The sequence below is a fragment of the Streptomyces endophyticus genome (genome assembly GCF_035798155.1).
Lineage (GTDB): Bacteria > Actinomycetota > Actinomycetes > Streptomycetales > Streptomycetaceae > Streptomyces > Streptomyces endophyticus.
On record NZ_JAOZYC010000205.1, the window covers coordinates 1 to 13,333 of the forward strand.

The window sequence follows — 13,333 nt, forward strand, 5'->3', positions numbered from 1 at the left end:
TGATGAGGTCGACGACGGCGGCGTCCTCGGCGATCCGGGCGGGGTGATGGAGGTTCGGCAGGAGCACCGAGGTGCCGCTGTCGTCACTGCCCGCGCCGAACAGGTGCGGGGCGAGCTGGGACTGCAGGTCGGCGGGGGAGGGCCGCTTGGCCGCGTCCATCTGCATGCACGCTTCGAGCAGCGGCCGCAGCTCCTCCGGGAGCCCTTCCAGGTCCGGGCCCTCTCGCAGCAGCATGAACACGGTCTCGACCGGGTTCGCGCCGTGGAACGGGGCGTGCCCGGTCGCCGCGAAGACGAGGGTCGAGCCGAGCGAGAAGACGTCCGACGCCCCCGTCACGCTGCGCGAGTCCTTCGCCTGCTCGGGCGACATGTACGCGGGCGTGCCCACCGCCACGTTCGTCATGGTCAGGCGCGTGTTCGAGACGCCGGACGCGATGCCGAAGTCGATGACGCGCGGACCGTCCTCGACGACCAGCACGTTCGACGGCTTGAGGTCGCGGTGCACCAGGCCCGCGCCGTGGATCGACTGCAGGGCCTCGGCGACGCCCGCGGCGAGCCAGCGCACGGCCTGGGCGGGCAGCGGCCCGGTCTCGTTCACTATTTCTTCGAGGGAGGGCGCGGGCACGTACGCGGTGGCGAGCCAGGGCACGGCCGCGCGCGGGTCGGCGTCGACGACGGCGGCCGTATAGAAACCGGACACCGCCCGTGCCGCCTCGACCTCGCGCGTGAAGCGGACCCGGAACAGCTGGTCCTCCGCGAGTTCCGTACGCACCGTCTTGATCGCCACGCGTCGGCCCGAGGCCGAGCGCGCCAGATAGACCAGGCCCATGCCGCCCGCGCCGAGCCGTCCCAGAACCTCGAACGGACCGATCCGCCTCGGATCGTGCTGCGTCAGCTGATCCATCACTTGCCTGCCACCTCCCCGTGCGGGCCACCGCACTCACGGCCCCCGCCAGCGTCTCACCACCGAAGCGCCACGGCGGCACACACCCCGATTCTTCCTGTCTCGGCCCTCAGTTGCGAACCTCGGGTCAAAACGGGGTGTCTCGGAGTTTTCGGGCCTCTCACGCCTGCTCGCACACCGCGAACACCGCCCCTTGATCATCCTCGATCACGGCGGCCCGTCCGTACGCCGTGGGGTGCGGCCCCACCCGCACCCGCCCGCCGAGGCGGACCGCGGCCGCCGCCGTGGCGTCGGCGTCGGCGCAGCCGAAGTGGAGCAGGAACCGGCCGGGCCCCTCGGGGACGACCCTACGGCGGACCGCCACCCCGAAGACCCCCTCTTCGAATACGGCCCCGTAGAAGGATTCGCTCAGCGCGGCATCGGGTGTGAGCAGCTCGGCGCCGCAGAACGCCCCGGCCCCACCCACCGCCTCGAAGCCCCGGTGGCTCCCCGCCTGCCGCAGCACGAACGCCGCCCCCTCGGGACCCAGCGCGAGCGCCACGGTCGCCTCCGTCCCGCCGGACAGCGGCCCCGCCACGATGTGCCCGCCCGCCGCGACGACCCGTTCGGCGGCGGCGTACGCGTCGCGCACGGCCAGGTGCACCCGCCACTGGACGCCCAGATTCGCCGGGGCGAGGGCGGCGACGCCGCGGTCCTCGCTGTACGCCGCCGTGTAGTAGCCGCGCTCGGCGCCCGCGCCCTCGTCGAAGGTCCAGCCGAAGAGATCGCCGTAGAACCGCTTGCCCGCCTCGACGTCCGCGAGCCGGACGTCGGCCCAGCACGGGGCCCCTTCGGGAATTTCGGGGAAGTCGAGCCGGTCGCGGCGGGCGGGACGCATGAGCGTCACGCTAACCAGGCCGAACGGGCCCCTGTGATTGAAATTCGAACGTTTGGCCAATTCCCGTCGCTCACGGCGCGTCATTTGACCGGAGGTCATGACGGCCAACCCCATTTGCAGTCGGCCAGATCGCGCTCCGATCACCCCTCGGTAAGCTGACGGCATGACAGGACAAGTACGGACCGTCGACGGCCGCGTGGCCGGCCGGCGTGGTCAGGCAACACGTCAGAAGCTGCTCGACTGCCTCGGCGAGATGCTCAGCTCCTCGCCCTACCGGGACGTCAAAGTCATTGATGTCGCGCGAAAGGCGGGCACTTCGCCCGCGACCTTCTATCAGTATTTCCCGGACGTCGAGGGCGCCGTCCTGGAGATCGCCGAGCAAATGGCCACCGTGGGCGCGGGGTTGACCGAACTGGTCGCGGACCGCTCCTGGGTCGGCAAGGCCGGCTGGGCCACGGCGCAGGAACTCGTGGACGGATTCCTGGAGTTCTGGCGCAAGAACGACGCGATCCTGCGGGTCGTCGACCTCGGCGCGGCCGAGGGCGACAAGCGCTTCTACAAGCTCCGCATGAAGATCCTGAACTCGGTGAACAACTCTCTCGCGGACGCCGTCAAGGACCTTCAGGACAAGGGCAAGGTCGACAAGGACGTGAGTCCGGCCGCGGTGGCCGGTTCACTGGTCGCGATGCTCGCGGCGGTCGCCTCGCATCAGAAGGGCTTCCAGACCTGGGGTGTCAAGCAGGCCGAACTCAAGCCGAACCTCGCGCTGTTGGTGCACCTGGGCGTGACCGGAAAGAAGCCCACCAAGTAAATCTTCCTGGTCCTGTCGTGCAGCGGCGGTTCGCGTGGTCCAACGTGAGCCGCCGCTGTTGCAGCTTCCAGTGACCCGCTCAGCGACGCTCGAGCCGGAACAGCCGGATCTCCCGTTCCACCCGCCGCTGGTACGTGGCGTAGGGCGGCCAGAATTTCAGCGCCGCCGCCCAGGCCTCCTCCCGCTCAGGACCCTGAAGGAGCCGGGCCGTCACCGGGACGTCCGCACCGCGCCAGTTGATCTCGGCGTCCGGATGCGCGAGCAGATTCGCGGTCCAGGCGGGATGACCGGGCCGCCCGAAGTTCGACCCGATCAGCAGCCAGGTCCCCCGCTCCTCCTCGGGCATGCACGCGAGTGGAGTACGCCGCTCGATCCCGCTCTTCGCGCCGCGCACGCAGAGGATCACGCCCGGCAGCATCTGCGCGCTGAGCAGCACCTTTCCGCGCGTGAGCCGGTGCACGGCGCGGTCCAGGGCGGGAATGACGTGCGGCGCGAGGCGGCCGAACGTCCGCGTCGACGACACCTTCTGCACCAGCTTGATGCCCGGTGGCGCCATCAGACCGCCACCTCCAGGCCGGGCCCCGGCGCGAACAGCTCGGCGGCCTGCGCGGCACGGTCGCGCAGCAGGTGCACGGGCCCGAACAGCAGCTCGTCGCCGGTGGCCCGCTTCAGGTACAGGTGCGCCTCGTGCTCCCAGGTGAACCCGATGCCGCCGTGCAGCTGCACGGCCTCGCCCGCCCCGGTCCGCAGCGCTTCCAGCGCCTGGGCGAGCGCGAGCCCGCCGACGCGGGCCTCATCGGGGGTGCTCGCGGCCCACGCCGCGTAGTACGCGGCCGAGCGCGCCGCCTGCACCTGTACGTACACATCGGCGAGCCGGTGCTTCACGGCCTGGAAGGAGCCGACGGGCCGGCCGAACTGCTCCCGTTCCTTGACGTACTCGACGGTCCGCTCAAGGGCCCGGTCCGCGGCACCTACGGCCTCGGCGGCGAGCAGCGTGGCGACGGTGTCCCCGACGGCGGCAAGCGCACCGGTCACATCTCCGTCCTCGGTCCCCAGCAACTCGGCCTCGACATTGCGGAGTTCGATGCGCGCCTGCGGCCGCGTCTCGTCCATGGCCGTCTGGCGCACGCGGACGAGTCCGGGGGCGTCCTCGCGGACGAGGAACAGGAGCGTGCGGGAGCGGGCGAAGCCCCCGGTGTGCGCGGCGACGAGCAGCAGCCCGGCGCTGTGGCCGTCGAGCACCTGCTCGGCCTGCCCATAGAGCCGCCATCCGTTCTCCTGCCGGCCGGCCTGTACGCCGCCCGCCCGGCCGCCGCCCGCCCAGTCCCCGGCGTTGTCGGCGACGAGCCCGAGAGCGGTGGCGAGGCCCGTGCCCGGCACGGCGAGCGTCGCGGTCAAGGCGCCCTCGGCGATCTTCGGCAGCAGCGCGGAGCGCTGCGCCTCCGTGCCGAGGGCGGAGATCAGCGGGGCCGCGAGCCCGCTGGTGGCGAGCAGCGGCGTGGGCGCGAGCGCGCGCCCCAACTCTTCGCCCGCCAGCGCGAGTTCTACGAAGGTTCCGCCCACGCCCCCGCACTCCTCCGGCAGCGCGAGCCCCGGCAGGCCGAGCTCCGCGCTGAGGGTGCCCCACAGGGCGAGGTCATGGCCGACGGGGGTGCGCGTGGCGGCCTTGACGTCGTCCGGGGTGCAGCGCTTGGTGGCGAGTTCGCGCAGGGTACGGCGGATCTCTTGCTGTTCCTCGGTGAACCTGGCGTCCATGTGGGCCCCTTTCTGACGGGGCGTCATGTTAGGACGCCGACCGCCGGATGCCCAGAGCTACGCACACTCCCACGCACACTCCTCCACACCCCCGTATCTGATGTACCGTCAGATTCATGACTGAGAGCGGAAGCAAGGTCGCCATCACGGGCATCGCCCTCTCCGACTGCGGCCGCGTCGACGAAGCCACTCCCTACGCCCTGCACGCCCAGGCCGCCCGCCGGGCGCTCGCCGACGCGGGCCTGTCCCCTTCCGTCATCGACGGCTTCGCGTCGGCGGGCCTCGGCACCCTCGCACCGGTCGAGGTCGCCGAATACCTGGGGCTCAAACCCCGCTGGGTCGACTCCACTTCGGTCGGCGGCTCCACCTGGGAGGTCATGGCGGCGCACGCGGCCGACGCGATCCGGGCGGGCCACGCGCGCGCCGTCCTCCTCGTCTACGGTTCCACGGCCCGCGCCGACATCAAGGCGAAGCGCCGCACCTCGAACCTCTCCTTCGGCGCGCGCGGCCCCCTCCAGTTCGAGGTCCCGTACGGCCACTCGCTGATCGCCAAGTACGCGATGGCGGCCCGCCGCCACATGCACGAGTACGGCACGACCCTTGAGCAGCTCGCCCAGGTCGCGGTCCAGGCCCGCGCGAACGCCTCCCGCAACCCGGACGCCATGTTCCGCGACCCGATCACGGTCGACGAGGTGCTGGACGGCCCGATGATCGCGGACCCCTTCACGAAACTGCACTGCTGCATACGCTCGGACGGCGGCGCCGCGGTGCTGCTCGTGGCCGAGGACCTGGTGCGCGACTGCGCAAAACCTCCGGTCTGGGTACTGGGCTCCGGAGAGCACGTCTCGCACACCACCATGTCCGAGTGGGACGACTTCACGGTCTCACCGGCGGCGGTGAGCGGGCGCCTCGCCTTCGAACGGGCCGGGGTCACCCCGTCCGAGATCGACATCGCGGAGATCTACGACGCCTTCACGTACATGACGCTCGTGACCCTGGAGGACCTGGGCTTCTGCGCCAAGGGGGAAGGCGGCGCCTTCGTCGAGAAGGGCCGCCTCCTGCACGACGGCGAGCTGCCGACGAACACGGACGGCGGCGGCCTGTCCGCCCAGCACCCCGGCATGCGCGGCCTGTTCCTCCTGGTGGAAGCGGCACGGCAACTGCGCGGCGAGGCGGGCGACCACCAGGTCCGGCGGGCGGACGGTTCGCTGCCGCGGCTGGCGGTGGCGTCCGGGACGGGTGGATGGTTCTGCTCGGCGGGGACGGTGGTGCTGGGGCGGGACTGAGGGGCGGGGGCGGGAATCGGGGGGCGGGGGCGAGAATCGGGGGATGGAACCGGAACCCGATCTGGACGCCCTGCTGCGCTCCCTGCGCGTATGGGACACCGAGCTGCCCGACTTCGACCCGCGGAACACACCCGCGGCGCCGCTCCCCCTGTTCACGCAGTGGTTCGCCGCGGCCGTGGCGGCGGGCCAGCCCGAGCCGCACACCCCGTCGCTCGCGACGACGGACGCCGAGGGCCACCCCGACATCCGCACGGTGATGCTGCACGGCGCCGACGAGACGCACGGCTGGCACTTCGCCTCGCACGCGGGCAGCGCGAAGGGCCGCCAGCTCGCCGCGCACCCGTACGCGGCGCTCGGCTTCTACTGGCCGTCGCAGGGCCGCCAGATCCGGGTCCGCGGCCCCGTCCGCACGGCGCCACCCGAGACCGCCCACGCCGACCTGCACGCCCGCTCGACCGGCGCGCTCGCCTCGGCACTCGTCGGCCACCAGAGCGAACAGCTCGGCTCCTACGAGGAGTTGGAGCGCGCCTCGGACGCGGCGTGGGAGCGCGCGCAGCACGAACCGGACGCCGCGGCCCCCTCCTGGACGGTCTACGAGCTGACCCCGGACGAGGTGGAGTTCTTCCAGGGCGACACCCGCCGCCGCCACGTACGCCTCCGGTACCGACGCACGACGGAGGGCTGGGTCAAGGAGCTGCTGTGGCCGTGACGCCGCGACCGCTCAGGGCGTGAGCGCCGGGACCGCTAGGGTCCTTCTGACGGATCAGGCTGGACGCGGACGGCGTCCACGTGCGGTGCCGACAAGCGGGGTCTGGTGCGTGCAGCTGCAAGGCGGAGGAGGGCGTCAACGCGGAGCGTTGGCAACCGACGACAACGCCGCAGATGTGCGTGCCAGGGCTCGCGACTCCAGCAAGATCCGTCAGAAGGGCCCTAACGCCTGGGACGCCCGCCCGTGCGGCGGCGGCGACCGGAGCCTCGACCGCTCGAACCGTCGCGCCGTGGGCCGCGATCGCCGGAACCCCGGCCGCGCGAGCGCCGCCCCTCAGCCTCGCCCCGTGAACTCCCACACCGCGAACTCCCGGACCGGCCGGTAGCCGAGGCGCTGATAGAGGGCGTTGCTCGTCGGGTTGGAGAGGTCCGTGAAGAGCAGCACCTCTTCGGCGCCCCCGGCCCGCGCGGCCCGGCTGACCTCGGCGGTGACGGCGGCCGCGTACCCCCGGCCGCGCAGCGCGGGCGGCGTGTAGACGGGGGCGACCCGGACGGTGCCCAGCGACCCGCGGGTGAGGCCCGCCATCGAGACGGGAGCGCCGCCGGCGTCCTCCCAGAGCGTGATGCCGCCGTAGGCGATGCGCTCGTCGGCCCACGCCTCGGCCTGCTCCCGCGTCGCGGCGTTGCGCGCGTGCGCCTCCGCCTCGAAGGCCAGATGCCAGTCCGCGAGAAGGCCCCGGTCGGCCTCGCCCGCGACCCGCGACCCGCCCTCGGGCAGGCTCTTCGGCGGTGTGAGTTCACCGAGCCGGAACAGCCGCTGCCGCGTCACACGCTCGGCCCGCGCACCGGGATGCCGTTCGAGCCAGGCCCCGGCGAGGGCGGCCGTCGACTCCAGCGCGCCGTTCGCGCCGTCGACCGGCAGCCCGGCGAGGGCGTCGACCAGGGCGTCGGCCGCCTCCTTGCGGCCCGCTCCCTCTCCGGGCAGCGCCACGTACAGGAAGTGGGGCGGCGTCCAGAAGAAGTAGCCGGTCGCCCGGCCGCCGGGCCCTGTCCACACACCGAAGCGCGCGCCGTCGGCCGCCCAGCCGGACGCCCGCATGCGCGCGGTGACACTGAGCGCCACGGTGTGCAGCGACGGGTCAGAGGCCAGCAACTCCCCGGCCTGTGCGTCGAATTCATCGAGACTCGACGTCAGCAGCCACTCGCCCGTGCGTGCCCGTGAGGTCGTCATCGGGCCATGATGGCCGCGCGCGCAGCCGCACAGCCACCGGATTACGGCGCGGGCCACCGCATGGCCGCGCCGCTTACGCCGCAGGCCTGAACACCGGCACGGCGAAGCCTTCTCCGCCCTCTCGGAAGGCGACCGTCAGCTCCATCCCCATCCGCAGATCGGCCTCCGCGCACTCCACGATCTCCGTCATCATCCGCGGCCCCTCGGCGAGATCGACGACCGCGGCGGTGTACGGCGTACGCCCCCCGAAGGGCGGCAGATCGTTGCGGTGCACGACGGACCACGTATAGAGCGTGGCGCGACCACTCGCGTCCACCCACCCCACTTCCTCGGGGGACTCACTCCAGCAGAACGGGCAGAACTCCCGCGGATAGTGATGGTCACGCCCGCAGCCCCCGCAGTGCCTGAGCAGCAGCCGCCCCTCTGCGGCCGCCTCCCAGTAGGGCCGCGTGAAGGCATCGGGCTCGGGGACATCGAAACGTACGTCGCCGCCTACAGCACTCACGAGAACAGTCCGATCGCGTGGTCGAGGGACCAGGCCTGCCAGGACATGGCGAACAGCGCGACGAGCGAGATCAGACCCATCATCGCGTTCTGCCCCTGCTCGGCCCAGTCATGGATCATGAGCGTGAAGTACAGAAGATTCAGCAGCAGTCCGCCGACCAGCGCGATCGGCGTCAGGAATCCGAGGATCAGCCCGATCCCCAGGGCGAGTTCGGCATACACCACGACATACGCCATCGTCTTCGGCCGCGGCTTCACGACGACCTCGAAGCCGCTGCGCACCGCGTTCCACTTGTGCTTGCCCGCGACATCGGCGGCCCAGGCGATACCCGTCCCCCGCTCGAACCAGCCCTTCTTGTCCTTGTGCCGCCAGCTCTCCAGCCACCACAGGCCGAGCCCGATGCGCAGCACGGCGAGCCACTCGGCGCCGCTGAGCCCTATCGCGTCCATGAAGTCCGGCCCCTCCTTCATTTTCTGACGGTACGTCAGTTAGTGAGGTAGGCCAGTTCAACGCATCCGGCACCACCTCCGCAAGGGCCCCGCACGCGACAACGGCCGAGCGGCACGGATCGCTGCCCGTGATCAATTCGCAACCGGTTTCCGTCTTGACCGGTCCCGCTCAAACCGGCATCGGAATACGCTCCGTGCATGGCCGACTCCCCACAAGCACCGGCACGCAGCCATGAACGCCCGCCCGTGTACGTCATCGGGGGCGGTCCCGGCGGACTCGCCGCGGCCGTCGGCCTCGAGGCGCACGGTGTCCGGGCCGTCGTCCTGGAGAAGTCCGACCACGTCGGCACCTCCTGGCGCGGCCATTACGACCGCCTCCACCTGCACACCACGCGCCGCCTCTCGGGCCTGCCCGGACTGCCGATGCCGCGCCACTTCGGCCGCTGGGTCGCCCGCGACGACGTCGTGCGCTATCTGGAGAAGTACGTCGAGCACCACGACCTGGAAGTCGTCACGGGCGTCGAGGTCACCCGCGTCGAGCGGACCCCCGACGGTCCGGGCTGGCTGCTGCGGGCCACCGGTGGCCGCGAGCTGACCTCGGCCGCCGTGGTCGTCGCCACCGGCTACAACCACACCCCGCACCTGCCCGACTGGCCCGGCGCCTCCACGTACACCGGGAAGCTGCTGCACGCGGGCGAGTACCGCAGCCCGGCCCCCTTCACCGGCCAGGACGTCCTCGTCGTCGGCGCGGGAAACACCGGCACCGAGATCGCCGTCGACCTCATCGAGGGCGGCGCCGCGCGCGTCCGCATCGCCGTGCGCACCGCGCCGCACATCGTGCGCCGCTCCACGCTCGGCTGGCCCGCCCAGCGCACCGGCATCCTCTGCCGGCGCCTGCCGGTCGGCCTGGTGGACCGGCTCGCGGTGCCCCTCGGCAAGATGAGCGTGCCCGACCTGTCGGCGCAGGGCCTGCGACGCCCCGACACCGGCCTCTACTCGCGGGTGCGCGAGGGCGCCATCCCGGTGCAGGACGTCGGCTTCATCGACGCCGTACGGACCGGGAAGGTCGAACCCGTCGCCGCCGTCACCTCCTTCGACGCGGACGCGGTGGTCCTCTCCGACGGCACCCGCGTCACCCCGGACACGGTGATCGCGGCCACCGGATACCAGCAGGGCCTTCAGGACCTGGTGGGCCACCTGGACGTCCTCGACCCCGCCACCGGACGCCCCCGCTCCGCCTCCCCCCGCACCCCTTCGCTCCCCGGCCTCCACTTCACCGGCTACACGAACCCGATATCCGGCATGCTCCGCGAACTCGCCCTCGACGCCGGCCGCATCGGCAAGGCAGTGGCCGCACAACTCCCCTCCTGAGACGGGCCGGGACACCCGCGCGAGCACGCCCCTCGGAACACTCGTCCCACCTCTTTGCCTGCAGCCCTGTTCCTGACACAGCGTCAGTTCTGTAATCTGACTGAGCGTCAGCTATTCCTCGAGGGAACTCCGAGGCACTGCCGCAGACCACACAAGCTGCACAGACCGCACAGACTGAACAAGCTGCACAGACTGCACAGGCAAGAGATGTCGCTGTCACACAGGAGCGGGCGGACCGATGCTTGGATCGACGTACGGCACCCTGACCACCGACTCCCGCCGGGCCCGCGTGATCGCCTGCGGTGAGCAGCCCGGACCCGCCGTGCACGGGCGGGCCGGCACCGAAGAGCTGGACGTCAGCGGGCGCCCACTGCACTCCGACGTACCGGATCTGGACCGGTTCTTCCGGCCCGAATCCGTCGCCGTCGTCGGCGCGTCCGACGCCGAGGGGCGGCCCAACACCGGCATCACCCGGCAGCTGATGGGCTGGGCGGAGCGGGTCGGCGCGCGCCTGTATCCGGTGCACCCGACCCGAGAGACCGTCTTCGGCCTCCCCTGCTCCCCCTCCATCGCCGAGCTGCCCGAGCAGGTGGACCTCGCCGTGCTGCTCGTCGCCGATCCGCTGCCCGTCATCGAGCAACTCGCCGACACGAAGGTGAAGTTCGCCGTCGCCTTCGCGTCCGGGTTCGCCGAGACCGGCGACGAGGGCGCCGCCGCGCAGGCGCGCCTCTCCGCCGCCGTGGAGCGCTCGGGCCTGCGCCTCCTCGGCCCGAACACCAACCTCAACGCCTTCGAGCGCTTCCGCGAGGACCTCGAAGGACCGGCCATCGCACTCATCACCCAGTCCGGCCACCAGGGCCGCCCCGTCTTCTCCCTCCAGGAACTCGGCATCCGCCTCTCCCACTGGGCACCGACCGGCAACGAGGCCGACCTGGAGACCGCCGACTTCATCTCCTACTTCGCGCAGCGGCCCGAGGTCGGCGCCATCGCCTGCTATGTGGAGGGCCTCAAGGACGGCCGCTCCTTCCTCCTCGCCGCCGACCGGGCCGCGCGCGAAGGGGTGCCGGTCGTCGCCGTGAAGGTCGGCCGGACCGAGACCGGTGCCCGTACCGCCGCGTCCCACACCGGGAAGCTCACCGGCGCCGACACCGTCGTGGACGCCGCCATGCGGCAGTTCGGCGTCATCCGCGTCGACGGGCTCGACGAGCTCCAGGACACCTCCGCCCTGCTCGCCCGCGCCAAGCCGCCACAGGCGGACGGCGTCGTCGTGTACTCGATCTCCGGCGGCACCGGCGCCCACTTCTCCGACCTGGCCACGGAAGCCGGCCTCCAACTCCCCACGCTTCCACAGGAAAAACAAGAGGAACTGCACCAATGGATACCTGACTACCTGAGCGTGGCGAACCCGGTCGACAACGGCGGCCACCCGGTCGGCGACTGGCGCGGCCGAAAGATCATCGACGCGATCCTGGCCGACCCGTCCGTGGGCGTCCTCATCTGCCCGATCACCGGCCCCTTCCCGCCCATGAGCGACAAGCTGGCCCAGGACCTGGTGGACGCGGCCGAGCAGACGGACAAGCTGGTGTGCGTGGTGTGGGGCTCGCCCGTCGGCACCGAGGACGCCTACCGCACGACGCTCCTCGGCTCCTCCCGCGTCGCCACCTTCCGCACGTTCGCCAACTGCATCACCGCCGTCCGCGCCTACCTCGACCACCACCGCTTCACGGCCTCGTACGTCTCCCCCTTCGACGAGGCGCCGCGCACGCCCTCGCCCTCCTTCCGCAAGGCGCAGGCCCTGATGCGCCCGGGCCACCAGCTGAGCGAGCACGCGGCCAAGCAACTGCTGCGGGCGTACGGGATCCGGGTGCCGCGCGAGCAGTTGGTGACGAGCGCGGCGGCGGCGGTGCGGGCCGCCTCCCTCGTCGGCTACCCGGTCGTCATGAAGGCATCGGCGCCGCAGCTCGCCCACAAGTCCGAATTCGGCCTGGTCAAGGTCGGATTGACGTCCGCGAGCCAGGTACGGGACGCGTACCGCGAACTCACCGACATCGCCCGCTACGAAGGCATCGAGCTCGACGGCGTCCTCGTCTGCCAGATGGTCGAGCGGGGCGTCGAGATGGTCGTCGGCGTCACCCACGACGACCTGTTCGGCCCCACCGTGACCGTCGGCCTCGGCGGCGTACTCGTGGAGGTGCTGCGCGACACCGCCGTCGCCGTGCCGCCCTTCGGCGAGAGCCAGGCGCGGGCCGTACTCGACCAACTCCGGGGCCGGGCCCTGCTCGACGGGGTCAGGGGGGCGCCGCCCGTCGACATCGACGCGCTGGTCGAGGTGATCCTGCGCGTACAGCGGATGGCACTCGAACTCGGCGACGACCTCGCCGAGCTGGACATCAACCCGCTGATGGTGCTGCCGCGCGGCCAGGGCGCGGTCGCCCTCGACGCGCTCGCCGTGTGCCACTGACCGCCGACCGACAAAACGGAGCCCACCCATGCCCCACCCCTCCCCCGCAGATTCCCCGCAACCCGAAAATCCCCTGGACTCATTGGTACTGCACGCCACTGACAACGGCGTCTCGTGGATCACCCTCAACCGGCCCGAGGCCATGAACGCCGTCACCTGGGACCAGCGCGAACGCGTCATCGCGCTGCTCGCCGCGGCCTCCGCCGACCCGGACGTACGGGCCGTCGTGATCACCGCGACGGGCAAGGGCTTCTGCGCCGGGGCCGACCTGCGAGGCGGAGGCGGCACGGACGACGGGGAACGGGTCGTGGGCGACGTCGCCCGCATGATCCGCCTCGGCGCGCAGCGCCTGATCACCGCCGTCCAGGACTGCGAGAAGCCGGTGATCGCGGCGGTGAACGGCACGGCGGCGGGCATCGGGGCGCACCTCGCGCTCGCCTGCGACCTGGTCCTCGCGGCCGAGTCCGCGCGCTTCATCGAGGTGTTCGTCCGCCGCGGGCTCGTCCCGGACGGGGGCGGCGCCTACCTCCTCCCCCGCCTGATCGGCCCGCAGCGCGCCAAGGAACTCATGTTCTTCGGCGACGCACTGCCCGCCGCCGACGCGGAACGCCTCGGCCTGGTCAACCGGGTCGTCCCGGACGACGAGCTGCCGAAGGTGGCGAAGGAATGGTCAGAACGCCTCGCAACGGGCCCGACCCGCGCCCTGGCGATGACCAAGTCCCTGATCAACACCTCCCTCGACTCGGACCGCTCCACGGCCTTCGCAGCGGAGGCCACAGCCCAGGAGCTGAACATGGGCACGCACGACGCGAACGAGGGCGTCGCAAGCTTCGTAGAGCGCCGCCGGCCGGAGTTCAGGGGACGCTGAGCCCTCCGCACCCCGCACCCGGTACCCCGTACCTGGACTGTGACGGGAAACCACGAACAGATCGTGGTTTCCCGTCACAGTTGTTCGCTGCGTGGCTTTGCCGGGAA

General features: G+C 71.8%; 13 protein-coding genes. 6 read left to right on the forward strand and 7 right to left on the reverse strand.

Going from position 1 to position 13,333, the window contains the following annotated elements; translation table 11 throughout:
* Positions 1 to 907, reverse strand: a 907-nt coding sequence (locus tag OKJ99_RS41365) for a serine/threonine-protein kinase (RefSeq protein ID WP_326023750.1), incomplete at its 3' end; no start/stop codon positions are given.
* 157 nt (positions 908 to 1,064) lie between these two features.
* The gene (locus OKJ99_RS41370; RefSeq protein WP_326023751.1) at positions 1,065 to 1,781 is read right to left on the reverse strand and encodes a VOC family protein; all 717 of its coding nucleotides are present in this window, start codon (positions 1,779 to 1,781) and stop codon (positions 1,065 to 1,067) included.
* 163 nt (positions 1,782 to 1,944) lie between these two features.
* On the opposite strand from OKJ99_RS41370, the gene OKJ99_RS41375 reads away from it, so the two are divergent.
* On the forward strand, positions 1,945 to 2,592 hold the full coding sequence (locus tag OKJ99_RS41375) for a TetR family transcriptional regulator (protein ID WP_326023752.1): 648 nt from the start codon (positions 1,945 to 1,947) through the stop codon (positions 2,590 to 2,592).
* Between the two features lie 79 nt (positions 2,593 to 2,671).
* On the opposite strand, the gene OKJ99_RS41380 is transcribed toward OKJ99_RS41375, so the two are convergent.
* Both OKJ99_RS41380 and OKJ99_RS41385 read right to left on the reverse strand, forming a co-directional pair.
* Complete coding sequence (locus tag OKJ99_RS41380; protein ID WP_326023754.1) at positions 2,672 to 3,148, reverse strand: nitroreductase family deazaflavin-dependent oxidoreductase; 477 nt, start codon at positions 3,146 to 3,148, stop codon at positions 2,672 to 2,674.
* Positions 3,148 to 4,347: an acyl-CoA dehydrogenase family protein gene (locus OKJ99_RS41385; protein WP_326023755.1), complete on the reverse strand. Its 1,200-nt coding sequence runs from the start codon at positions 4,345 to 4,347 to the stop codon at positions 3,148 to 3,150. The genes OKJ99_RS41380 and OKJ99_RS41385 overlap by 1 nt, the downstream gene beginning before the upstream one ends.
* A gap of 116 nt (positions 4,348 to 4,463) precedes the next feature.
* On the opposite strand from OKJ99_RS41385, the gene OKJ99_RS41390 reads away from it, so the two are divergent.
* Positions 4,464 to 5,633 (forward strand): thiolase C-terminal domain-containing protein, encoded by a 1,170-nt coding sequence (locus OKJ99_RS41390; RefSeq protein WP_326023757.1) that lies wholly within the window; start codon positions 4,464 to 4,466, stop codon positions 5,631 to 5,633.
* A gap of 43 nt (positions 5,634 to 5,676) precedes the next feature.
* Complete coding sequence (locus tag OKJ99_RS41395; protein ID WP_326023759.1) at positions 5,677 to 6,342, forward strand: pyridoxine/pyridoxamine 5'-phosphate oxidase; 666 nt, start codon at positions 5,677 to 5,679, stop codon at positions 6,340 to 6,342.
* 333 nt (positions 6,343 to 6,675) lie between these two features.
* Here OKJ99_RS41395 and OKJ99_RS41400 read toward each other — a convergent pair whose 3' ends face one another.
* The 3 genes from OKJ99_RS41400 to OKJ99_RS41410 form a co-directional block, all read right to left on the reverse strand.
* Positions 6,676 to 7,572, reverse strand: coding sequence for a GNAT family N-acetyltransferase (locus tag OKJ99_RS41400; RefSeq protein ID WP_326023761.1), 897 nt, complete (start codon positions 7,570 to 7,572; stop codon positions 6,676 to 6,678).
* A gap of 73 nt (positions 7,573 to 7,645) precedes the next feature.
* Positions 7,646 to 8,077 (reverse strand): Zn-ribbon domain-containing OB-fold protein, encoded by a 432-nt coding sequence (locus OKJ99_RS41405; protein ID WP_326023763.1) that lies wholly within the window; start codon positions 8,075 to 8,077, stop codon positions 7,646 to 7,648.
* Entirely contained in the window at positions 8,074 to 8,526 is a 453-nt protein-coding gene (locus OKJ99_RS41410) for a DoxX family membrane protein (protein WP_326023783.1), read from the reverse strand. Before OKJ99_RS41410 ends, OKJ99_RS41405 begins: the two co-directional genes overlap by 4 nt.
* Positions 8,527 to 8,724: 198 nt before the next feature.
* On the opposite strand from OKJ99_RS41410, the gene OKJ99_RS41415 reads away from it, so the two are divergent.
* The 3 genes from OKJ99_RS41415 to OKJ99_RS41425 all read left to right on the forward strand — a co-directional run bounded on the left by OKJ99_RS41415 (position 8,725) and on the right by OKJ99_RS41425 (position 13,226).
* Complete coding sequence (locus OKJ99_RS41415) at positions 8,725 to 9,897, forward strand: flavin-containing monooxygenase (RefSeq protein ID WP_326023764.1); 1,173 nt, start codon at positions 8,725 to 8,727, stop codon at positions 9,895 to 9,897.
* Positions 9,898 to 10,135: 238 nt separating this feature from the next.
* Positions 10,136 to 12,358 (forward strand): acetate--CoA ligase family protein, encoded by a 2,223-nt coding sequence (locus OKJ99_RS41420; RefSeq protein ID WP_326023765.1) that lies wholly within the window; start codon positions 10,136 to 10,138, stop codon positions 12,356 to 12,358.
* A 28-nt stretch (positions 12,359 to 12,386) separates the two neighbouring features.
* Positions 12,387 to 13,226 (forward strand): enoyl-CoA hydratase/isomerase family protein, encoded by an 840-nt coding sequence (locus OKJ99_RS41425; RefSeq protein ID WP_326023766.1) that lies wholly within the window; start codon positions 12,387 to 12,389, stop codon positions 13,224 to 13,226.
* Positions 13,227 to 13,333: the final 107 nt, after the last annotated feature.